This is a genomic window from Methylobacterium sp. J-088 (assembly GCF_022829295.1).
GTDB lineage: Bacteria > Pseudomonadota > Alphaproteobacteria > Rhizobiales > Beijerinckiaceae > Methylobacterium.
Map to the genome: position 1 here is coordinate 58,007 of NZ_JAKSYH010000209.1, position 21,061 is coordinate 79,067.

Genomic DNA, 21,061 nt, shown 5'->3' on the forward strand with positions numbered 1-21,061 from the left:
TGTAGATAACTGCTCGCGCGGATCTACACCAGCTGCTGGCCCCACCCCCACCTGCATCAGCCCTCGAAGATCTTGTCCATGCCGATCAGCAGATCGCGGCCGTTCTTCGGGATGGGAAAGCTGTATCCGTCGCCAAACTTATCCCACATTAGAGTTCCGGCCTTGTGGGCCGCGCTGCTGTAGAGGTCGATGCCGATCTTCTGCATCGTCAGATGAAGCGCCTGCAACGCATCGACGCCGGCTCCGAAGCTGTCCCGCGGATGCTCGGGCCAAGCGATCGTGTAGCGGCGGATCCAGTGCTCATCCGCATATTCCGGCGCGCAAAGCTGGACCGGAACCGGAATATCCGCATCCGGGCTCCGGATCGTCAGGACGCGGGTGCCGATGACCATAGCGGCGCGAGCCTCACACCGTCACCTGCGTCCCAACCTCGACCACCCGCCCCGTGGGGATCTGGAAGAAGTCCGTGGCGTCGTTGGCGTTCTTGGCGAGGGTAATGAAAATCCGGTCCTGCCAGAGCGGCATGCCGGAATGCGCCGCCGGCCGGATCGAGCGGCGGGACAGGAAGAACGAGGTCGCCATGATGTCGAACTTGAAGCCCTGGCGGCGCAGCAGCACCAGCGTCTTCGGGATGTTCGGCGTCTCCATGTAGCCGAACTTCATCACGACCTTATAGAAATGCGGCCCCACCGGCTCGATCCGCACCTTGTCAGCCTGGTTGGAGCGGGGCGTGTCCACCGTCTCGACGGTGAGGATCACGTTCTTCTCGTGCAGCACCTTGTTGTGCTTGAGGTTGTGCAGGAGCGCGGCCGGGGCGATCTCGGGATCGCTGGTCAGGAACACCGCGGTGCCGCGCACGTGGTGGGGCGGGCTCTTCTCCAGCATGCCGACCAGTTCCACCAGCGGCACGTCGGTCTTTCGGGTCTTGTTGAACAGGATCGTGACCCCGCGCACCCAGGTCCACATCAGGATGACGAGGCCGCCGGCCAGCAGCAGCGGCACGTAGCCCCCCTCCACCACCTTGATCAGGTTGGAGAGCAGGAACAGGAATTCGAGGATGATGAAGGGCAGCATCACGGCGGCGGCCGCCACCGGCGACCAGCCCCACATCCGCCAGATCACCAGGAAGGTCATGGAGGCGGTGAGCAGCATCGTGCCGGTCACCGCGATGCCGTAAGCCGAGGCCAGCGACGAGGAGGTCTTGAACAGAACCGCCAGCAGCACGACTCCGACCATCAGCAGCCCGTTGATCTGCGGCAGGTAGATCTGGCCGGCATGCGATTCGGAGGTGTGGCGGATCTCAAGCCGCGGCAGCAGGCCGAGCTGGATCGCCTGCCGGGACAGCGAGAAGGCCCCGGTGATGACCGCTTGGCTTGCCACGACTGTGGCCAGCGTCGCCAGTACCACCATCGGCAGCAGGCCCCAGGCCGGGACGAGCTGGAAGAACGGATCGGCGGTGTCGGGTTTTTCCAGCACCAGGGCCGCCTGCCCGAGATAGTTCAGGGCGAGCGCCGGAAAGACGAGGCAGACCCAGGCCACTTGGATCGGCTTGCGACCGAAATGCCCAAGATCGGCGAACAGCGCCTCGGCGCCGGTGACCGCCAGGAACACTGCTCCGAGCGCCACCAGCGCCCCGCTGCCGTGGCCGAGCAGGTAATGCACCGCGTACCAGGGGTTGACCGCCCGGAACACCTCCGGGTGCAGGCCGATATGCGGCAGGGCCGCGAGCGCCATGGCGACGAACCACACCACGGTCATCGGTCCGAAGAAGGCCGCGACCTTGGCGGTACCGCGATTCTGCACGAGGAACAGGATGACGATGATCGTCACCGTAATCGGCAGCACGTAGTCGTTCAGGGCCGGGGTGACGAGCTTCAGCCCCTCCACGGCCGAGAGCACCGAGATCGCCGGGGTGATCACCGCGTCGCCGTAGAACAGCGAGGCGCCGAGCAGCCCCAGCATGAACACGATGCGCGAGCCGCCGAGCGCCTTGCGGGCCAGCGCCATCAGCGAGAGGATGCCGCCCTCGCCGTTGTTGTCCATGCGCAGCAGGATCGCGACGTATTTCACGGTCACGATCATGAACAGCGCCCAGAGGATCAGCGAGACGGTGCCGATCACCTCCTCGGGCAGCAGGATGCCGTCGGTCCGGGCCGGGACCAGCGCCTCGCGGAACGCGTAGAGCGGGCTGGTGCCGATATCGCCGTAGACGACGCCGACCGAGCCGACCAGCAGGGTCCAGAACCCGGCATGGCCGTGGCGAGTCTCGGCCTTCTCGGGGGAATCGAGGGAGCCGGCGGGGGCCGGTCCCTGCCCGCCATCAGGACCGCCGGATGCCGCGGTGTCCGCGGCCGCGGGCTGGGCGTCTACGCCGGGTGCGAAGGTCTGGCTCATGCGGATTGTCGGAGGCTCGGGCGTGGCCGGCGTTTCGCGATTCGGCTCAGGGGGCCCGTCGGGGCCATGCGGCGAACGCGAAGACTCCGCCGAACCGCGCGGGCCGGCCACCGGGCCGACCGCTCACGGGATCGTGGCGCGTTGCTACCACGGCCGCGTGCGGGCGGAAACCGTGTTGCGTTGCGAAGGGTGGGGGGCAGGGTCTCGGCAGGGTAAGGCCGTGATGGGCGGTTTCCCGCCCCCACAGAGGGGGGAGGGGGTGCGCGGGTCTCTGCCGACCGCTCTCACTCGGCCGCGGTGCGTGTCCCGCCGCCTTGCTGGCCGAATCGGCGCTGGATGTAGTCGATCACCACCGTCTCGAAATCCTTGGCCAGCGTCGCGCCGCGCAGAGTCATCGCCTTCTTGCCATCGATGAAGACCGGCGCGGTCGGGGTCTCGCCGGTGCCGGGGAGCGAGATGCCGATATCGGCGTGCTTCGATTCGCCCGGGCCGTTGACGATGCAGCCCATCACGGCGACGTTCAGCCCCTCGACGCCCGGATAGGTCTTCTTCCATTCCGGCATGGAGGTGATCAGCCAGTTCTGGATATCGCGGGCCAGCTCCTGGAAGGTGGTCGACGTCGTGCGGCCGCAGCCCGGGCAGGCCGCCACCATCGGCACGAAGGTGCGGAACCCCATGGTCTGCAGGAGTTCCTGGCTGGCCTTCACCTCGACGCTCCGGTCGCCGCCGGGCTCGGGCGTCAGCGAGTAGCGGATCGTGTCGCCGATCCCCTCCTGCAGGAGAACGCCGATGGCGGCCGAGGCGGCGACCAAGCCCTTCGAGCCCATGCCGGCCTCGGTCAGGCCGAGATGGATCGCGTAGTCCGAGCGGCGCGCCACCTCGCGGTAGACGGCGATCAGATCCTGCACCGCAGAAACTTTGGCCGAGAGGATGATCTTGTTCTGCGGCAGGCCGAGTTCCACGGCCCGGTCGGCCGAGCCGATTGCCGAGCGCACCATCGCTTCGCGCATCACCGCGCGGGCATCGATCGGTCGCGGCAGCTTGGCGTTCTCGTCCATCAGGTGGGTGAGCAATTCGCCGTCGAGGGAGCCCCAGTTGGCGCCGATCCGCACGGTCTTGTTGTGCTTGATCGCCTGCTCAATGATCGACGAGAACTGCGTGTCCTTCTTGTCCTTGAAGCCGACGTTGCCGGGATTGATCCGGTACTTGGCCAATGCCTCGGCGCAGGCCGGATGGTCGGCGAGCAGCTTGTGCCCAATATAGTGGAAGTCGCCGACCAGCGGCACGTGGACGCCGATCCGGTCGAGGCGCTCGCGGATCTTCGGCACCGCGGCGGCGGCCTCGTCGCGATCGACCGTGATGCGGACCAGCTCCGAGCCGACCCGGGCGAGCTGGGCGACCTGCGCCACCGTGGCGTCGATGTCGGCCGTGTCGGTGTTGGTCATCGACTGAACGACGATCGGCGCCCCGCCGCCGACCGTGACTGCCCCTTCGCCATCGCCGACCGTGACGCCGACCGTGCGGTGCCGTGGCGTGGGGCCGGCGATCTCCGGGCCGCCATAGGACAGCGGGGCCTCGGCAAGGTTCTCGGCAGGGTTCTTGGAACGGGTGGCTTCCATGACTTCCATCGCGGACCTTCGCGTGCGCGCCTCGCGGGGTGCCGGAGCCTTGATGGCTGCCGGGCCGGTCCCCGGGGACACGCCTCGCCGGAACTTCGGGGCTGCCGCGGGTTAGCTGCGGATGACCCGGTGCCGCGTCAAGCCGGCGCCGCGCAGGACAGCATCGCGCAAGACAGCATCGCCGCTGTCATGTCGTATCCGGGCGCGGATGTCGAGTTTCCTGCGCCCGCTCAAGGGCCCACCACGGCCGCAAACGCGTTTTCGTCCGGCGCTGTTGCCGATTCGCTCACGGCCGCGCGCCGGCTCCCTGCGGCGCGCAACCCTGGCGCATCGTTGATGTTGCAGCGCAGCATCCCATCTCTCATGGCACGTCAGGAGGCCGACATGAGCGAGCAACACGGCGGCGCCGAGCCGCACAACCCCGTCACCGCGGTGCCCGAGACCCCCGTCTCGGACGCGATCGACGCGCTGCCCGCTCAGAGCCCGAACCACATGCTGGCCGGGCCGAACGCCGAGAAGCCGGTGGCCCTGGCCCTCCAGGGCGGCGGCGCGCACGGGGCCTTCACCTGGGGTGTGCTCGACGCGCTGATCGAGGATGGACGTCTCGGCTTCGAGGCGGTGACCGGGGCGAGCGCGGGCGCGATGAACGCCGTCGTGCTGGTCGATGGCTGGCTCAAAGGCGGCCCGGACGGCGCCCGCGAGGGGCTGGAGCGGTTCTGGCGGGAGGTCAGCCTCGATGGTGACCTCGGCCCGGCCCAGCGCAACTTCGTCAGCGGGCTGTTCAGCCTGTGGAAGGGCAATCCGGTCGCCGAGTTCTGGGCCAAGGCGTTCTCGCCCAGCCCCTACGTGTCGAACCCACTCAACATCAACCCGCTGCGCAAGGCGCTCGCCGATCAGGTGGATTTCGAGCGCCTGCGGGAGGCCGACACGGCCGGCCTGTTCGTCTCGGCCACCAATGTCTGGACCGGCAAGCTGGCCGTGTTCGAGCGCGAGCGCCTGACCGTCGATCACCTGATGGCCTCGGCCTGCCTGCCCACCGTCTTCCAGGCAGTGGAGATCGACGGCGTGCCGTATTGGGATGGCGGCTATCTCGGAAACCCGCCGCTCTACCCGCTCCACCGCGGGGCCCAGACGCGCGATATCCTCCTCGTACAGATCAACCCCGTGGAGCGGCGCGAGACCCCGCGGACGGAGAGCGAAATCCGCGACCGGCTGAACGAGATCACCTTCAACGCCAACCTGATGCGGGAATTGCGGGCGATCGACTTCCTCGACGGGCTGATCGAGGAGGGGACCCTCGGCCAGGGGCAGTACCGCCGGGTCCTGGTGCACCGGATCGACGGCACCGACGCCCTGGAGGATTACAACGCCGCCTCCAAGCTCGACGCCCGCTGGACCGTGTTCAAGCGCCTGCGCGACAAGGGCCGCGCCGCCGCGCAGGCGTGGCTGACGGAGAATTACGAGGCGGTCGGCCGGGATTGCACGATCGATCTGCAAGAGGCGTATCAGTAGGGCGCTCCGGCGGCGCAGTTGAGGCGATGGGCCGAAATCCGGTCATGATCTTCGATGACAATCTTACCTGTAACCGAGAATTACTGCTTAAGCGGGATTGAACGACGATTGCAGGTCTAATAAAGACGTTCTGCATCACAACGAACAATAAATAATACATTCATGTACGATTCGTATGCTTCATAAGTCCGATTATTTGCCCGGACGATCATAGAGACCCGTGGCTGGGAGGCTGAGGCATGCCATTTCGTATGATAAAGGTCAGAATCAGCCTCAAGATTGCGTTCGTCATGGGAGCAATTCTTGCTGTCATGGTCGCCGTTACGACGATCTCGCTCACGAATATCGGCCGCATCGAGGAGGCCGAGCGGTGGAATGCGCACACGCACGCGCTGCTCGTCGAGGTCGAGCAAATGAATACGGCGATGGTCGATCGCGAAGCCGGCCTGCGCGGCTACGTGATTTCCGGGAACAAGCGGTTCCTCGAACCCGAGACGGCCGGACGGCAGACGTTCTTACGCGCGTGGACGGAGGTTCGGCGGCTGACCATCGACAATCCCATGCAGCAGGAGCGGGTCTCGGAGCTGAAGAGCTTGGCCGAGCGCTGGGGCCGTGAGATCGCGGACCGCGAGATCGCGCTCATGGGCGATGCCGCGACCCGGGATGAGGCCCGGCAGATTGCCAGCGCGGGGACCGGCATGGCGATCATGGACCGCATCCGCGCCAAGATCGCCGAGATCGCGCAGACCGAGCGGGCCCTGATGCAGGAACGCGAGGCCGCGTCGGGCGCGGCAATTGCCGCATCGCGCGTCGCCAGCCTTGGGGGTCTCGGGCTGGCGGCGACCATCGCGCTGATCGGACTGGTGCTCCTCCAACTCGGCATCGCGAGGCCGATCCGCGCCATCACGGTAACCATGCGCAAGCTCGCCGCGGACGATCTCGCGGTCGCGGTGCCCGGGGTGGGCCGGGGCGACGAGATCGGACCCATGGCCGAGGCCGTGCAGGTCTTCCGGGATGGCCTCGTGCGCGCCAAGACCCTGGAGGCGGAGGCGATCCAGGCGCGGGCGGCGCTGGATGCGCAGCGCAGGGCCGCGATGCACGGGATGGCCGAGAGCTTCGAGGCGGCGGTCGGCGGCGTGGTGCGCGCCGTCGCCGCCGCGGCAACCGAGCTGCAGGGCACCGCCGAGAGCATGAGCACGGCCGCGGCCGAGACGGCGGACCAGTCGAACGCGGTGACCACCGAGGCCGAGCAGGCCGCCGCGAATGTCGGCACGGTGGCGGCGGCCGCCGAGGAACTGGGCGCGACGATCGGCGAGATCGGCCGTCAGGTGCAGACATCGACGGATGTCGCCAACACAGCCGTCACCGAGGCCGGGCGATCGTCGGAGCTGATGCAGAACCTGCAGGCCAGCGCGGTGCGGATCGGCGACGTGGTCGGCCTCATCGCGGGCATCGCCGGCCAGACCAACCTGCTGGCGCTCAACGCCACGATCGAGGCGGCCCGCGCGGGCGAAGCGGGGCGCGGCTTCGCCGTGGTGGCCTCCGAGGTGAAGGAACTCGCGGCCCAGACCGCCAAGGCCACCGAGGAGGTGGCCCGGCAGATCGCGGAGATCCGGTCTTGGACCGGGGACGCCTCCGGGGCGATCACCGTCATCGTCACGCGGATCAGCGAGATCAACGGACTGGCCAGCGGTATCGCCGCCGCGATCGAGCAGCAGGGGGCGGCGACCCAGGAGATCGTCCGGAATGTCGGGCATGCGGCGACAGGCACCGGCGCGGTGACCCGCACCATCGCGCGCGTCGCCCGGGCGGCGAACAGGGCGGGGGAGGCTGCCGCGCACGTGCGCGACTCGGCTTCGGACCTCTCGGTTCAGGCGCGACAGCTCGACACGGAAGTCCGTACCTTCCTCGATACGGTCCGGGCGGCCTGACCGATCCACGCAGTCTGTCGGGATGGCCGCCGTCATGCCTGCGACGACGCTGCCGTTCCGGCGCTCGAAACGCGGACCGGAATCGCGTATCATACGTTCGCTCGGGGAGCACTGGGGAGCCCCCCCCGAGCGGAGCGAGGTTGCCGCCATGACGCTGCTGCGCCGCGAGGCCCTGATCCTGATCGGCGCCGGCTTGGCCGGCGGTGCCCGCGCCGCCGAGGCGACACGGGCCACCGACTTCGCCTTCGAGACGCCGGAGGGCGGCCCGATGCCGCTGTCGGCCTACGCGGGAAAACCGATCCTCGTGGTCAACACCGCGACGGCCTGCGGCTATGCCGGGCAGCTCGCCGGGCTTCAAACGCTATGGACGCGGTTCGGCGACCGGGGTCTCACGGTTCTCGGTGTGCCCTCGCCGGATTTCGGCAATCAGGAGCCGCTGGACGGTCCGGCCATCGCGGAGGCCGCCCGGAAGAATCACGGCGTCACCTTCCCGCTCACGGCCAAGACTCACGTGAAGATGCCGGCGGCGCATCCGTTCTACCGGTGGGCGGCCGCCGAGCGCCCGGCCGAGACGCCGCGCTGGAACTTCCACAAGTACTTGATCGCCCGGGACGGCACGCTCGCGGCGGCTTTCGCCACGCAGGTCGAACCCACCGACCCGCGGGTGATTTCGCGAATCGCGGCCACCCTCGACTAGGCCTGAACACCGCAACACAGGCCCTCGGGATTAAAGCGCCGGGCCCCCGCGTTGACGCTCCATGGCCTCAGACAAGCAGAAGCGCGCTGACCTCCTCGACCTGCTGGTGCCCCTGCGGCGCTACGCCCGGTCCCTCACCCGCGACGCGTTGCGGGCCGACGACCTCGTGCACGACACGCTGGTGCGCGCCCTGGAGATGCAGGGCGCGCTCCGGCCGAACACCAATCTGCGCACCTGGATGATGACGGTGCTGCACAACGCCTTCATCGACGAGCAGCGCCGCCGGCAGGTGGAGGCGCGCCACGCCGACACGCTGGTGCGGATGGCCGAGGACATGGCGCCCCCCGCCCAGGAGGGGCAGGTCCGTCTCGCCCAGATCCGGAAGGCGTTCCTCACGCTGCCCGAGGAGCAGCGCGCCGCCCTGCACCTCGTGACCCTGGAGGGCATGGCCTACGCCGATGCGGCGACGGTCCTCGGCATTCCGATCGGGACGCTGATGTCCCGCCTTGGCCGCGGCCGGGCTGCCCTGCGGGCCTTCGAGGAGGGCGCGCGGACGGACCGGACCTCCGGGGCGGAGGCCGAGAGCAGGGCCGCCGACCGGACACCCGACAAGGGGCGCGGGGCGCCCTCGACCCTCCGGCTCGTCGTGTCCGACACGCCGCCGGGCCGGTCCGCCTGGCCTTTCCGGCGTGCGGCCGGAGAGAACTAGGAACCGGGTCAGAATATCGGTCAGTCCCCGGCGCCGGCGCGGACTGACGACAGCGACCGGCGGATCGCGCTGCGGCATGGTGCGGGAACGCTTCATCCGGTTTTCCCACTCCGCCATGCGGTAACACAGGCCCGGGGCCACCGCCGTTGAACGGCGGCGCGATCCGGGGCACGCTGGCACCGAGGACTTCACGATGATTGATCCGATCACAGACGACGATCTCATCGCCTTCGTCGACGGGCAGATCGAGCCGATGCGCCGTCTGGATGTCGAGGCCCATCTGGCGGCCGATCCCGCGGCCGCCGCCCGGGTGATGGCCGAGATGCACGATCGCGATGCCCTGCGGGCTTGTTTCGAGCGAGTTTCAGGCCCCGGGCCCGACCGCACCGTCGCGCTCGCCCGCCGCTTCGACCGGAACATGCGCTGGCGCCGCGTCGCCTCCCGCCTTAAGCGGGCCGCCGCTATCGCGGTGCTGGTCGGCGCGGGTTGGCTCGCCCATGACGAGATCGGCCGCTTCGGCGTGCCCGACACCCTGGCGGCGACGCCGGATCCGGCGCTGATCGCCGATGCCCGGCAGGCCCGGGCCGTGGCGCAGCTGCGCAAGAGCGTCAGCGGTCAGGCTGATGGGCCGGTCTACGACCGGGCGCGCCTGCGCTCGGTGACGGGCATCGACCTGCCGGCGCTGCCGGACGGCTGGCGGGTGCGCGACATCCAGATCTTCCCGGCCCGGCACGGCACCGGCATCGAGCTCGCGCTGGAGGCTGGGGACTATGGCGAGGCATCGCTGTTCGCCACTCGCGGCATTCGCGGCGGCCCCGCAACGCTCACCGGCTCCGAGGACGGCGATATCGTTTCCTGGAACGCAGGCGAGACCGCCTACGCGCTGATCGGCCCACGGGACGACGCTGCGCTCCGGCGGGTGGCGGGGCTCCTCGGCGCGGGGCCGGCGGCGCGCTGAAAAGGCCGCCTCAGCTGTCGACGGGCCAGCGACCCGGGGCGATCTCGAGGATCTGGTCGTCCCCGACGCCCGTCACGCCGTAGACGAGCCGGTGGTCCCGCGTGATCCAGCGCGACCACCACCCTTCGAGATCGCCTCTCGGAGGCTCGATCATCCCGATGCCCGCGTACGACGTGCGCATGCTGGCCTTGATCAGGTCAGTGATGCGGACGGGACGAGCGTGTCCCGGTCGGTCGCGTGCCAGTGCCGGTAGTCCTGCCAAGCGTCCGCCGACCAGACGAGCTTCACGGCTCGATGAGGTCATGCGCGGTACCGGCCTCGGCATCAAGTTGGGCGACACTGTCGCGGAGACGCTTGGCGTTCGCTGGGGTCGAAAGCAGGTGCGACGTCTCGTGGATGCTGTTCAGCTCGGCCCGCGGCCGAACCACAATGTCTGGTCGGTTCTGCCGGGTCACGACAAGCTCCGCCCGATCCTCCTCGACACGATCGAGATACGTGGCGAGGTGGGCCCGGAACTCGGTGTAACCGACCTGACTCTTCCGCCTGCCCGCGTCCGTACAGGATACTGCACGTATCGTGGATCCATGGCCCCCCACAGTCTGGGACAAGCACCCACCGCGATCCCGGATCCCCACCCGCCATGACCCTCGACATTCCGCCCCGGCCGGTGCCAAAGATCGGCCATGCAGGCTGCGGATTCGGTACGGGCAGTGGACGACGGGGCGGCCCTGCTGGCGGCCGCCCGGGCGGTCCGTGAGCGGGCGCATGCGCCCTATTCCCGCTTCCGCGTCGGGGCTGCGCTTCGGGACGAGCACGGCACCATCCATGCCGGCTGCAACGTCGAGAACGCCGCCTATCCGGTCGGCACCTGCGCGGAGGCCGGCGCGATCGCCGCCATGGTGGCCAGCGGCGGGCTGCGCATCGCGGAGATCCTCGTCTGTGGGGACGGCGCGGGGTTGGTGACGCCCTGCGGCGCCTGCCGCCAGCGCATCCGTGAATTCGCCAGGCCGGACACGCCGATCCACGCCGCCACGCCGGGCGGCATCGCCAGAACCTTCACGCTCGCCGAGCTGCTGCCGGAAGCCTTCGGACCAGAGACGCTCGGTGAGTGAGGCCGCCGCCCTCGACGCGCTGCACGCTGCCGGCTTCGTGGGGGACTACGCCTGTGCCCTCGTGACCGGCACCGGCCTCGGCGGGATTGCGGGGAGCCTGGAGGATGCCGTCTCCCTTGCCTACGCGGCGATTCCCGGCTTCCCGGGAGCGGGAGTCAGCGGCCATGCCGGGCGATTGCACCGCGGATCCCTGGCGGGGCGGCCCGTCCTGGTCTTCGAGGGACGGGCGCATGCCTACGAGCGGGGCGACCCGGCGGTGATGCGCCTGCCGCTCGCTTGCGCCCGGCAACTCGGGGCCCGGCGGCTGCTGCTCACCAACGCCTCCGGGTCGCTGCGGCCGGCGGTCGGCCCCGGCAGCCTCGTCCTGCTTGCCGACCACATCAACCTGTCCGGCCTCAACCCCCTGATCGGCGAGACGACCGACGCCCGCTTCGTGCCGATGACCGACGCCTACGATCCCGACCTGCGCGCGCGGCTTCACGCGGCGGCCAGCGCCTGCGGCGTCCCGCTGGGGGAGGGGGTCTATGCGTGGTTCTCCGGCCCGAGCTTCGAGACGCCCGCCGAGGTCCGGATGGCCGGCATCCTGGGGGCCGACCTTGTCGGCATGTCGACGGTGCCCGAGGTCATCCTGGCCCGGTTCCTCGGCCTGCCGGTGGCGGCGGTCTCCGTGGTGACCAACCTCGCCGCCGGGATCGCCGGGGGGGCACCGCACCATGCGGAGACGAAGGCGGTGGCGGCCCGGGCCGCAGAGGCGCTCGGTCGCCTGATCCGGGCCTTCGTGGCCGGCCTGCCCGTAGGAGACACGCCATGACCGATCCCGAGACCGGTGTGGTCGCCCGCCGGGCGCTGCCGCTCCTCGATCTCACCGATCTTGGTGAGACCTGCACCGAAACGAAGATCGACGTCCTATGCCGGGACGCGAAGGCCGGCCCCGTGGCGGCGATCTGCGTCTGGCCGCGCTTCGTCACGCAGGGCGCGCGGGCGCTCGCCGGCACCGGGATCCGGATCGCCACAGTGATCAACTTCCCCGAAGGCGGTGACGATTGCGCCCGGGCCACCGACGACACCGCCGAGGCCCTGCGCGACGGCGCGGACGAGATCGACCTCGTCCTGCCCTACCGCGCCCTGATGCGGGGCGATGCGGCTTTGGCCCGCGACATGGTCGAGGCGGTGCGCGATATCTGCGGCACCGCCACCCTCAAGGTGATCCTAGAGACGGGCGAACTCGGCGATCCGGAGACGATCCGGGCGGCGAGCCGGCTCGCCCTGGAGGGGGGCGCCGATTTCCTGAAGACCTCCACGGGCAAGAGCGCGGTCTCGGCCACCCCGGAGGCCGCCGAACTGATGCTGACCGAGATTCGTGCGAGCGGCCGCCCCGCCGGCTTGAAGGTGTCGGGCGGCCTGCGCAGCGTCGCCGACGCAGCGGCCTATCTCGCGCTCGTCGACCGGATCATGGGATCCGGCTGGGTGACTCCGAAAACCTTCCGGGTCGGGGCGAGCAGCTTGTACGGCACCCTGGTTCAAGCTCGGGACCTCTGACATGCGGCTTCCGCAGGAGATCATCCGGGCCAAGCGCGACGGCCTGCCGCTCGATCCGGACGCGATCGGGGCCTTCATCCAGGGCCTCACGGACGGCACCGTGGGGGAGGGGCAGGCGGCGGCTTTCGCCATGGCGGTGTTCTTCCGCGGCCTCGCGCTGCCCGAGCGGGTGGCGCTCACCCGATCCATGGCGGATTCGGGCACGGTGCTGAGCTGGGCGCTGCCGGGCCCGGTGCTCGACAAGCACTCCACCGGCGGCATCGGCGACACGGTGAGCCTGGTGCTGGCCCCGATGGTGGCGGCCTGCGGCGGCTACGTGCCGATGATCTCGGGACGCGGCCTCGGCCATACCGGCGGGACGCTCGACAAGCTCGGCAGCATCCCGAGCTACGACGCGACCCCGGGGCTCGACACGTTCCGGCAGGTCGTCCGCCGCGTCGGCTGCGCGATCATCGGCCAGACCGCGGATCTCGCCCCGGCCGACCGGCGCCTCTACGCGATCCGCGACGTCACCGGCACGGTCGAGTCGCTCGACCTCATCACCGCGTCGATCCTGTCGAAAAAACTCGCCGCCGGGCTCGATGGGCTGGTGATGGACGTCAAGCAGGGCTCTGGTGCCTTCATGGCGACGCTGCCCGAGGCCGAGGCGCTGGCCGGGAGCATCGTCACGGTGGCGGAGGGGGCGGGCCTGCGCACGGTGGCGCTCATCACCGACATGGATGCGCCGCTCGCCAGCGCCGCCGGCAACGCCGTCGAGGTCGCGTACGCGATCGACTACCTGAAGGGTCTGCGCCGGGAGCCACGCTTCCATGCGGTCACGCTGGCGCTGGCCTCCGAGATGCTGGTGGCCGGGGGCCTCGCACGGCACGCCGCCGGCGCCGCGGAGCGGCTCGAAGTCGTCCTGGCCTCAGGCCGGGCGGCCGAGATCTTTGCCGAGATGGTCACGGCGCTGGGCGGCCCGGCGGACCTGCTCGACGAGCCTGAACGACACCTGCCCGCCGCGCCGGTGCGGCGGCCGATCCACGAGGCGGGGACGGTGGCGGCTATTGCCACGCGGGATATCGGCTTGGCGGTGATCGGGCTCGGCGGCGGACGCACCCGCCCCGAGGATACCATTGACCCCCGGGTCGGCTTCACGGATCTCGCCGAACCGGGATCCTCCGAGGGGCTGCTCGGGATCGTCCACGCGGCCGACGAGGCCGCCGCCGATCGGGCGGAGGCGGCCCTTCGCGCGGCCTACCGGATGGGCGAGGCACCCACCGAACGGCCGGCGATCCTCGGATCCGTGCGGAGTACGGGGACGGCCACGCCCTGAAGCAGCAGCCTATGCGAGCGTGTGCGCTGCCGGTCTCACGATTGCCGCGAAGCTTTGCGACGTCCGGCGGCAAGTCGCACGCGTCGCGCAGAGCCCGCGCCGCGGACGCGGCGGCACTGCCCGTTGGGCGGAGGATGTGATGGCCCGACCGTTCCGCCGTGTCGCGGACCTTGCTCGCGCGCTGACGCGATCAAATCGAGATTCCGGACGGGATCCTAACGCGTCGCCCCCGCCAGCCCCCTTCGTGGTCGATGCCGACGTCCCGGTCGATATCGGGTGCATCAAGGTGTTCCGGGCCGAGAACTTTCCGGAATCCGGGCCCAGCCCGTGGCTCGACCAGCCGGACGCGCAGGAGATCATCACGCGGCGCGTCGCGCGGCGGGAGATCACCCCCCGGCAGGCCGAGATCTGCCGGTCCTGGGAGGAGCACGGCTACTACGTCCTGCGCGGCGCCATCGATGCCGAGACGATCGACGAGGCCTGGGCGCCTACGAGGCGGCGATCGCCCGGGGCGATGTGACCCTCGCCCCCGAGAAGGCCGCCGAGGACGATCCGCATCCCGGCCGCTACCTCAATCCGCACCTGAAGGTCGAAGAGATCGGCCAACTCCTGAATCATCCGGTGCTGGTCAACTTCAGCAGCATGGTGCTGGGCCGCCCCGCGATCCCGTTCCAGACCATCGCGTCCCACAAGGGCAGCCAGCAGGCCGAGCACTCGGACTCGATCCACATGACGACCTACCCGGTCGGCTATCTCGCCGCCTGCTGGATCGCCATGGAGGACATCCACGCTGAGTCGGGGCCGCTCGTCTACTATCCCGGTACCCACCGCTTGCCGTACCTGTTCAGCCACGATGTCGGCATCTCGCCGGAGGATTTTCAGCAGCGCGGCTACGGCGCCTATGTCGAGCATTACGAGCCGGCGATCCAGCGCGAGATCCGGGACCACGGGGCCAGGCCGGAATACTTCACGGCCCACAAGGGCGACGTGCTGTTCTGGCACGCGAACCTGCTGCACGGCGGCTCGGCCCGAGCCGATATCCGGCGGACGCGCAGGGCGCTCGTACACCACTACTTCGCCGAGGGCTGCGTCTGCTACCACGACCTGTCGGCGACGACCTCGGCGGTCCATGGCCCGGTCGAGAGCCTGCCGACCTGCGGAGCATCGAACCCGGACGTGGCGGTCCGGCAGCAGATCGCGCTGTAGGGCCTGCTGTCGAAGGCCGGCGGTCGAGTTTCAGGATAGGACGGCGCGTCGAGCAGCCCTTGGGTTCCTCCCTCCCCCGCAAAAGGGGAGGGAAAGTCCCCGTGCCGCGAAGGGCACGATTTTTACGAGAGGGCGCAGCGCTGACTTACCAACGGCCGTAGCCGTGGCGGTTGCCCCAGCCGCCGTGGTGATGGTGGCGCGGACCGAAGCCGCGCGGATCTCCCCAGCCGTCATGACGACCGCGGCCCCAGCCGCCGTGATGGTGATGGCGCGGACCGAAGCCGCCATGATCGCGCCAGCCATGATGACGCGACCCGTAGCCGTACTGAACGGTCACGACACCTTTGGCGCCTTCGCGCAATCCGGAATCGATCCCGAGGGGCGCGGCCATGGCGGGGGTTGCGATGGCCAGTCCCCCGACTGTCAGGGCGGCGGCCAAGCGGATGCGTGCGGTCTTGGTGAACATCAGTGTTCTCCTGCTCCACGCTGGTCGCGGTACCGCGACCGGCTATGGCTCAGGTCTGACACCCGGCAGTTGACGTGAAAGTGAGCTGCTCGCTCAGGCCGTGTTCAGCTCAGGGCCGGCGGTAGACCCAGACGCGGGCCGGCGGCAGATTCAACCAAACCCTGTTCGAACGGTCGGCCGTATAGCTGCCGGCCTCGCAGCGGGCCGGGATCGGCGGAACCACCGCGTAGGTGAACTGCACGAACGGTGCCCCGGGCTGCATCAGGTCGTGGGCCGTGTTGAGCAAGTCGAGCCGCTGCTCCAGGGGCTTGGTGAACAGCGGCAGGCTTGAGATCGTGGCCGCAGCGGGCTGCGTCAGCACGTCTCGCAGGCTCGCCCGCATGTCGTAGGCGTCGCCTCGGATCACCGTTACGCCGGGGAAGCGGCGGCTCAGGAGCTTGCAGAAATCGGGGTTGAACTCGACCAGGATCAGCCGCTCAGGAGCGATGCCCCGCCGGATCAGCGCCTCGGTTACCGGACCGGTGCCGGGGCCGAGCTCAACCACCGGACCCTCGCGACGCGGATCGACGTAGGCCGCCATGGTGCGGGCCAGCATCTTGCCGGACGGCGTCACCGCGCCGGTGACGAGCGGGCGTTCCAGCCAGGAGCGGAGGAACCGCGCCTCGTCCTCCAGGGGGTCGCGCCGCGGCCCGAAAATCGCGCTCCGGGAGACGGGAGCCTTCGCGGTAGGACGGCGGAGCGGCGGCAAGTCCTGGATTCCTTGATGCCGAATGAGAATGAAAGGCTATCGACGCCGCTGTCTTACAGTCAAGCTGTAACGGCGCCTAGGGTACGCAAGCCACGCCGGCCGGTTGCATAACAGGCCGTCGGGCCGTTCGGATCCGCCCTCACGGACGGACCGCGCCGCCGAAGAAGTCTCGAACCTTCGAGAAGAAGCCCGCGGATTCCGGATGATTCTCCGGCGAGGCCGATTGATCGAATTCCTGAAGGAGTTCGCGTTGGCGCTTGGTCAGGTTCTGCGGGGTTTCGACGAAGACCTGGATGTAGAGGTCGCCAACCTCCCGTGACCGGAGCACCGGCATGCCCCTACCCTTGATCCGGAACTGCTTGGCGGTCTGCGTGCCGGCGGGAATCCGCACCTGGGTCTGCGTGCCGTCGATCACCGGCACGGTTATCTCGCCCGCGAGTGCGGCCGTGACCATTGAGATCGGCACTCGGCAGAACAGATCGGCCCCGTCGCGCTGGAAGAACTCGTGCTGCTTGATCGACAGGAAGACGTAGAGGTCCCCAGGCGGTCCACCGCGCAACCCGCTCTCGCCCTCGCCGGAGAGCCGGATGCGCAACCCGTCATCGACACCGGCCGGCACGTTGATGGAGAGCGTGCGCTCGCGGTTGACCCGGCCCGCGCCTTGGCAAGAGGTGCAGGGATCGTCGACGATCTCGCCGCGGCCGTGGCAGTTCGGGCAGGTCCGCTCGATGGCGAAGAAGCCCTGGGCGGCCCGCACCCGGCCGTAGCCCGCACAGGTCTGGCAGGTCCGGGGCTTCGAGCCGGGCTTGGCGCCAGAGCCGTCGCAGGCCTCGCAGGTTACCGAGGTCGGGATCTTGATGGTCTCCGCCTTGCCCGCGTAGGCCTCCTCCAGCGTGATTTCCAGATTGTAGCGTAGGTCGGCTCCGCGCTCGCGGCCCGGCGCTCCGCCCCGGCCCCGGGCTGGGCCACCGCCGCCGCCGCCACGGCCGTCGCCGAAGAAATTGTCGAAGATGTCCGACATGAAGTCGCCGAACTCGTTGCCGAATCCGGGGCCGCCTGCACCGCCCTGGCTGAAGGCCGCGTGGCCGAACCGGTCGTAGGCGGCGCGCTTCTGGCCGTCGGAGAGGCACTGATAGGCCTCGTTGATTTCCTTGAACTTGATCTCGGCGTCCTTGTCGCCGGGATTGCGGTCGGGATGATAGGTCATCGCGAGCTTGCGGAAGGCGACCTTCATCTCGCTTTCCGTGGCGGTCTTGGTGACCCCCAGGATCTCGTAATAGTCCCGCTTCGACATCCCGCCCTCAGGTGCCTTCCCGTCCCGTCCCGAATCCCGGGCCGCGACGCTTTTACCATCGTCCCATCATACCGGGGCGCTGCTGCCGAACCCGGAAACCAGAAACACCGAAGCGACAGATCCAAGATCTGCCGGTGGGTCTGGATTCCGGGCTCCGTATCCCCGGTATGACGGAGCGTCTGACTAGACTGATCACGCAAAGGCGGGGCCGGATCGCTCCGGCCCCGCGCGGTCGTATCAGATCCGCGCCTCAGGCGCGCTTCTTCTGGTCCTTCTCGTCGACCTCCTGGAAGTCGGCGTCGATGACGTCGTCCTTTTTCTCGGAGGAGGCCGCCGCCTCGGCACCAGCATCCGGACCCGCAGCCTGGTTGGCCGCGTACATGGCCTCGCCGAGCTTCATCGAAGCCTGCATCAGGTCCGTGGTGCGGGCCTTGATGGCCTCCACGTCCTCACCCTCGAGCGCGGTCTTGAGCGCGGCCATCGCGGTCTCGATCGCGCCCTTGTCGGCGGCCGGAACCTTGTCGCCGTACTCGGTCACTGACTTCTCGGTGGCGTGGATCAGGCTCTCGCCCTGGTTCTTCACCTCGACCAGCTCGCGACGCTTCTTGTCGGCCTCGGCATTGGCCTCGGCGTCCTTCACCATCCGGTCGATATCCGCGTCCGAGAGGCCGCCCGAGGCCTGGATGCGAATCTGGTGCTCCTTGTTGGTCGCCTTGTCCTTGGCGGTCACATTGACGATGCCGTTGGCGTCGATGTCGAAGGTCACCTCGATCTGCGGCATGCCGCGGGGCGCCGGCGGGATGCCGACGAGATCGAACTGGCCGAGCAGCTTGTTGTCGGCCGCCATCTCGCGCTCGCCCTGGAAAACCCGGATCGTGACCGCGTTCTGGTTGTCTTCGGCAGTCGAGAAGGTCTGGGACTTCTTGGTCGGGATCGTGGTGTTGCGGTCGATCAGCCGGGTGAACACGCCGCCCAGCGTCTCGATGCCCAGCGACAGCGGGGTCACGTCGAGCAGCAGAACGTCCTTGACGTCGCCCTGGAGCACGCCCGCCTGCACGGCGGCGCCGATGGCCACGACCTCATCCGGGTTGACGCCCTTGTGGGGCTCCTTGCCGAAGAAGGACTTCACCACCTCCTGGATCTTCGGCATGCGGATCATGCCGCCGACCAGCACCACCTCGTCGATCTCGGAGGCCGAGACGCCGGCATCCTTGAGCGCCTTGCGGCAGGGCTCGATCGTCCGCTGGACCAGGTCGTCCACCAGCGACTCGAACTTGGCGCGCGAGAGCTTGAGCGCGAGGTGCTTCGGGCCGGTGTTGTCGGCCGTGATGTAGGGCAGGTTGATCTCGGTCTGGGTCGCCGAGGACAGCTCGATCTTGGCCTTCTCGGCCGCCTCCTTGAGGCGCTGAAGGGCGAGCTTGTCCTTGGTCAGGTCGATGCCCTGCTCCTTCTTGAACTCGGCCGTCAGGTACTCGACGATGCGGTTGTCGAAGTCCTCGCCGCCGAGGAAGGTGTCGCCGTTCGTGGACTTCACCTCGAACACGCCGTCACCGATCTCGAGGATCGATACGTCGAAGGTGCCGCCGCCGAGGTCGTAGACCGCGATCGTGCCGGCCTTCTTCTTGTCGAGGCCGTAGGCGAGCGCCGCCGCGGTCGGCTCGTTGATGATGCGCAGCACCTCGAGGCCCGCGATCTTGCCGGCATCCTTGGTGGCCTGACGCTGGGCGTCGTTGAAGTAGGCCGGAACCGTGATGACCGCCTGCGTGACCGGCTGGCCGAGATGCGACTCCGCGGTCTCCTTCATCTTCTGCAGCGTGAAGGCGGAGATCTGCGAGGGCGAATACTTCTTGCCATCGGCCTCGACCCAGGCATCGCCGTTGTCGCCGCGGACGATCGGGTAAGGCACGAGGCCCTTGTCCTTCTGGGTCATCGGGTCGTCGTAGGTCCGGCCGACGAGCCGCTTGATGGCGAAGAACGTGCGCTCGGGATTCGTGACCGCCTGACGCTTGGCCGGCTGGCCGACGAGCCGCTCGCCGTCATCCGTGAAAGCGACGATGGACGGCGTGGTGCGGGCGCCTTCCGAATTCTCAATGACCTTGGGCTGCGTGCCTTCCATGACGGCCACGCAGGAATTGGTGGTGCCGAGGTCGATACCGATAACTTTACCCATGGTGGGATCCCTCTTTGTGTCGCGTTCAAGCAGACCGCCGAGCCCCGAAGCAGCTCGGCCCATGGCGGTGTCCGAAGATGATGTGAGTATGGGACCCGGGCCGGATCAAGGGCCGTGAACGGCTGAAACCCAGCGCGCAATCCCGCGTCGAGGGCGATATAAGAAGCCCCGGACGGCCTCGCAAGGCGAAGCCTGTGCGACCGGGTCGGGCCCGCAGGTCCGCGATAACAGATTGTGAGGTCTTGATAATCGCGCCCGCGACCACCGTTGCTCCGGATGGCATGATTGCATTTTGTTGCTTCGCTGCCACGTCCGCGCCATCGACGGCGTGTTAACACTTCGACAAGGGGTTGCGTGTGGCCCCACCACTTCGTGTCCTCGTCGTAGAGTCCGATGCGCCCGACCCGCAGCTCCCTGCTCCCCGTCCTGGCGCTCGCCGTCGCGGCTCCCGCCCTGCTCGCCGCCCCACCGGCGCAGGCGCAGAACTTCTTCGAGCGCCTGTTCGGCATCAAGCCCGAGCGGCCGCCGGTGCCGCCCCGGGGCCTGCCCGAGGCGCCTCCGGCCCCGCTGCCGGGGGGCGGCGGCGAGCCCGGCCAAGCCCCGGCCCCCGAGACGCCCCGGGCGCCCCCGGCGCCGGCCCGTCCGGTGGTGCTCAAGGCGCCCTCGGAGGAGGGCGTGATCGGGCAGGACCTCCAGCTCAACGGAATGTCCGGATCCCTGAAGCTGGAGCGGACCGGCACCGCCGTCACGGCCCGGATCACGCTCCCGGGAACCAAGATCTCGCAGCCGGCGGAATCCTGCACGGTGCCGCTCGGCGCGGGCAGTCCCGTCACGCTGAATCCCGAAGGCAAGCCCGAAGGGGTGCCGCGCTACGAGGCGGCCGGGGCGGAGTGCCCCTTGCGCCTCGACGTCACCGAGGGCGGCATCCTCGTCTCGACGCTGGGCTCCGGCCCGGTCTGCACCTTCTCGGCCGCGGATTGCGCCACGACCCCCACGGGCCTGTGGGGGCCGGCCCCCGCGACCCTGCTCCCGCGGGCCAGCGAGTTCGACACCGCCCGGGGCGCGGCCGACAAGGCGGTGCGCGACAATTACAAGCTGATGACCCAGCGGGCCCGGCGCGAGGACGTGCGGCCGATCGTGACCGAGCAGGCGGCCTTCTCGGCGGATCGGGAGCAGTTCTGCCGTAGCTACGCCCGCGAAGGCACGCACGGTTTCTGCCATCTCCGCTTTACCGAGAACCGGGCACTCGCCCTCGCGACCCGCCTCGGCGCCAATACCGCGGTACCCACAGCGACGGCGGCCCCGCGCAGCCGGCCCCGGCCCAAGCCGGCGGTGGAGGGCCTGAACCCCGATGCAGCCGGTGGCGGCGACAACGTTCCGGAATAACCGGC

At 69.1% G+C, this 21,061-nt stretch carries 21 protein-coding genes; 12 read left to right on the plus strand and 9 right to left on the minus strand.

Annotated features, from left to right (window positions below):
• Nucleotides 1-56: 56 nt before the first annotated feature.
• The 3 genes from MKK63_RS23340 to ispG form a co-directional block, all read right to left on the minus strand.
• On the minus strand, nt 57-392 hold the full coding sequence (locus MKK63_RS23340; protein WP_244006029.1) for a DUF6968 family protein: 336 nt from the start codon (nt 390-392) through the stop codon (nt 57-59).
• A gap of 13 nt (nt 393-405) precedes the next feature.
• A complete protein-coding gene (locus tag MKK63_RS23345; protein ID WP_244006030.1) occupies nt 406-2,394 on the minus strand; it encodes a potassium transporter Kup in 1,989 nt (662 codons plus the stop codon).
• 284 nt (nt 2,395-2,678) lie between these two features.
• Nucleotides 2,679-4,022, minus strand: coding sequence for a flavodoxin-dependent (E)-4-hydroxy-3-methylbut-2-enyl-diphosphate synthase (ispG, locus tag MKK63_RS23350; protein WP_244006031.1), 1,344 nt, complete (start codon nt 4,020-4,022; stop codon nt 2,679-2,681).
• Nucleotides 4,023-4,397: 375 nt separating this feature from the next.
• Between ispG and MKK63_RS23355 the strand changes: the two genes are divergently transcribed.
• From MKK63_RS23355 to MKK63_RS23375, 5 genes are all read left to right on the plus strand, one after another.
• Nucleotides 4,398-5,525, plus strand: a complete 1,128-nt coding sequence (locus MKK63_RS23355; RefSeq protein ID WP_244006033.1) for a patatin-like phospholipase family protein — start codon at nt 4,398-4,400, stop codon at nt 5,523-5,525.
• A gap of 239 nt (nt 5,526-5,764) precedes the next feature.
• The gene (locus tag MKK63_RS23360) at nt 5,765-7,456 is read left to right on the plus strand and encodes a methyl-accepting chemotaxis protein (RefSeq protein ID WP_409564548.1); all 1,692 of its coding nucleotides are present in this window, start codon (nt 5,765-5,767) and stop codon (nt 7,454-7,456) included.
• Nucleotides 7,457-7,604: 148 nt separating this feature from the next.
• Nucleotides 7,605-8,153: a glutathione peroxidase gene (locus MKK63_RS23365; protein ID WP_244006037.1), complete on the plus strand. Its 549-nt coding sequence runs from the start codon at nt 7,605-7,607 to the stop codon at nt 8,151-8,153.
• Nucleotides 8,154-8,214: 61 nt separating this feature from the next.
• A complete protein-coding gene (locus MKK63_RS23370; protein ID WP_244006040.1) occupies nt 8,215-8,862 on the plus strand; it encodes a sigma-70 family RNA polymerase sigma factor in 648 nt (215 codons plus the stop codon).
• A 193-nt stretch (nt 8,863-9,055) separates the two neighbouring features.
• A complete protein-coding gene (locus tag MKK63_RS23375; protein WP_244006043.1) occupies nt 9,056-9,820 on the plus strand; it encodes an anti-sigma factor family protein in 765 nt (254 codons plus the stop codon).
• A 10-nt stretch (nt 9,821-9,830) separates the two neighbouring features.
• Here MKK63_RS23375 and MKK63_RS32280 read toward each other — a convergent pair whose 3' ends face one another.
• Together MKK63_RS32280 and MKK63_RS23385 are read right to left on the minus strand one after the other, a co-directional pair.
• Nucleotides 9,831-10,145, minus strand: a complete 315-nt coding sequence (locus MKK63_RS32280; protein ID WP_409564550.1) for a type II toxin-antitoxin system YoeB family toxin — start codon at nt 10,143-10,145, stop codon at nt 9,831-9,833.
• On the minus strand, nt 10,105-10,587 hold the full coding sequence (locus MKK63_RS23385; protein WP_244006045.1) for a type II toxin-antitoxin system Phd/YefM family antitoxin: 483 nt from the start codon (nt 10,585-10,587) through the stop codon (nt 10,105-10,107). The genes MKK63_RS32280 and MKK63_RS23385 overlap by 41 nt, the downstream gene beginning before the upstream one ends.
• Between MKK63_RS23385 and MKK63_RS23390 the strand changes: the two genes are divergently transcribed.
• The 6 genes from MKK63_RS23390 (at nt 10,504) to MKK63_RS23415 (ending at nt 14,992) form a co-directional block, all read left to right on the plus strand.
• Complete coding sequence (locus tag MKK63_RS23390; RefSeq protein WP_244006046.1) at nt 10,504-10,932, plus strand: cytidine deaminase; 429 nt, start codon at nt 10,504-10,506, stop codon at nt 10,930-10,932. The genes MKK63_RS23385 and MKK63_RS23390 overlap by 84 nt on opposite strands.
• Nucleotides 10,925-11,743: a purine-nucleoside phosphorylase gene (locus MKK63_RS23395; protein WP_244006047.1), complete on the plus strand. Its 819-nt coding sequence runs from the start codon at nt 10,925-10,927 to the stop codon at nt 11,741-11,743. Before MKK63_RS23390 ends, MKK63_RS23395 begins: the two co-directional genes overlap by 8 nt.
• Nucleotides 11,740-12,471 carry a deoxyribose-phosphate aldolase gene (gene deoC, locus MKK63_RS23400; protein WP_244006048.1) on the plus strand — a complete coding sequence of 244 codons (732 nt, stop codon included), beginning with the start codon at nt 11,740-11,742 and terminating at the stop codon, nt 12,469-12,471. The genes MKK63_RS23395 and deoC overlap by 4 nt, the downstream gene beginning before the upstream one ends.
• A 1-nt stretch (nt 12,472) precedes the next feature.
• The gene (deoA, locus tag MKK63_RS23405; RefSeq protein WP_244006050.1) at nt 12,473-13,786 is read left to right on the plus strand and encodes a thymidine phosphorylase; all 1,314 of its coding nucleotides are present in this window, start codon (nt 12,473-12,475) and stop codon (nt 13,784-13,786) included.
• 244 nt (nt 13,787-14,030) lie between these two features.
• The gene (locus MKK63_RS23410) at nt 14,031-14,306 is read left to right on the plus strand and encodes a hypothetical protein (protein ID WP_244006053.1); all 276 of its coding nucleotides are present in this window, start codon (nt 14,031-14,033) and stop codon (nt 14,304-14,306) included.
• Nucleotides 14,303-14,992 carry a phytanoyl-CoA dioxygenase family protein gene (locus tag MKK63_RS23415; protein ID WP_244006055.1) on the plus strand — a complete coding sequence of 230 codons (690 nt, stop codon included), beginning with the start codon at nt 14,303-14,305 and terminating at the stop codon, nt 14,990-14,992. The genes MKK63_RS23410 and MKK63_RS23415 overlap by 4 nt, the downstream gene beginning before the upstream one ends.
• 145 nt (nt 14,993-15,137) lie before the next feature.
• On the opposite strand, the gene MKK63_RS23420 is transcribed toward MKK63_RS23415, so the two are convergent.
• The 4 genes from MKK63_RS23420 to dnaK form a co-directional block, all read right to left on the minus strand.
• Nucleotides 15,138-15,458, minus strand: coding sequence for a hypothetical protein (locus tag MKK63_RS23420; protein ID WP_244006057.1), 321 nt, complete (start codon nt 15,456-15,458; stop codon nt 15,138-15,140).
• Between the two features lie 109 nt (nt 15,459-15,567).
• Nucleotides 15,568-16,206 carry a class I SAM-dependent methyltransferase gene (locus MKK63_RS23425; protein ID WP_244006058.1) on the minus strand — a complete coding sequence of 213 codons (639 nt, stop codon included), beginning with the start codon at nt 16,204-16,206 and terminating at the stop codon, nt 15,568-15,570.
• A 139-nt stretch (nt 16,207-16,345) separates the two neighbouring features.
• The gene (gene dnaJ / locus MKK63_RS23430) at nt 16,346-17,500 is read right to left on the minus strand and encodes a molecular chaperone DnaJ (protein ID WP_244006059.1); all 1,155 of its coding nucleotides are present in this window, start codon (nt 17,498-17,500) and stop codon (nt 16,346-16,348) included.
• Between the two features lie 250 nt (nt 17,501-17,750).
• The gene (dnaK, locus tag MKK63_RS23435; RefSeq protein ID WP_244006060.1) at nt 17,751-19,670 is read right to left on the minus strand and encodes a molecular chaperone DnaK; all 1,920 of its coding nucleotides are present in this window, start codon (nt 19,668-19,670) and stop codon (nt 17,751-17,753) included.
• Nucleotides 19,671-20,063: 393 nt separating this feature from the next.
• Between dnaK and MKK63_RS23440 the strand changes: the two genes are divergently transcribed.
• On the plus strand, nt 20,064-21,056 hold the full coding sequence (locus MKK63_RS23440; RefSeq protein WP_244006061.1) for a hypothetical protein: 993 nt from the start codon (nt 20,064-20,066) through the stop codon (nt 21,054-21,056).
• Nucleotides 21,057-21,061: the final 5 nt, after the last annotated feature.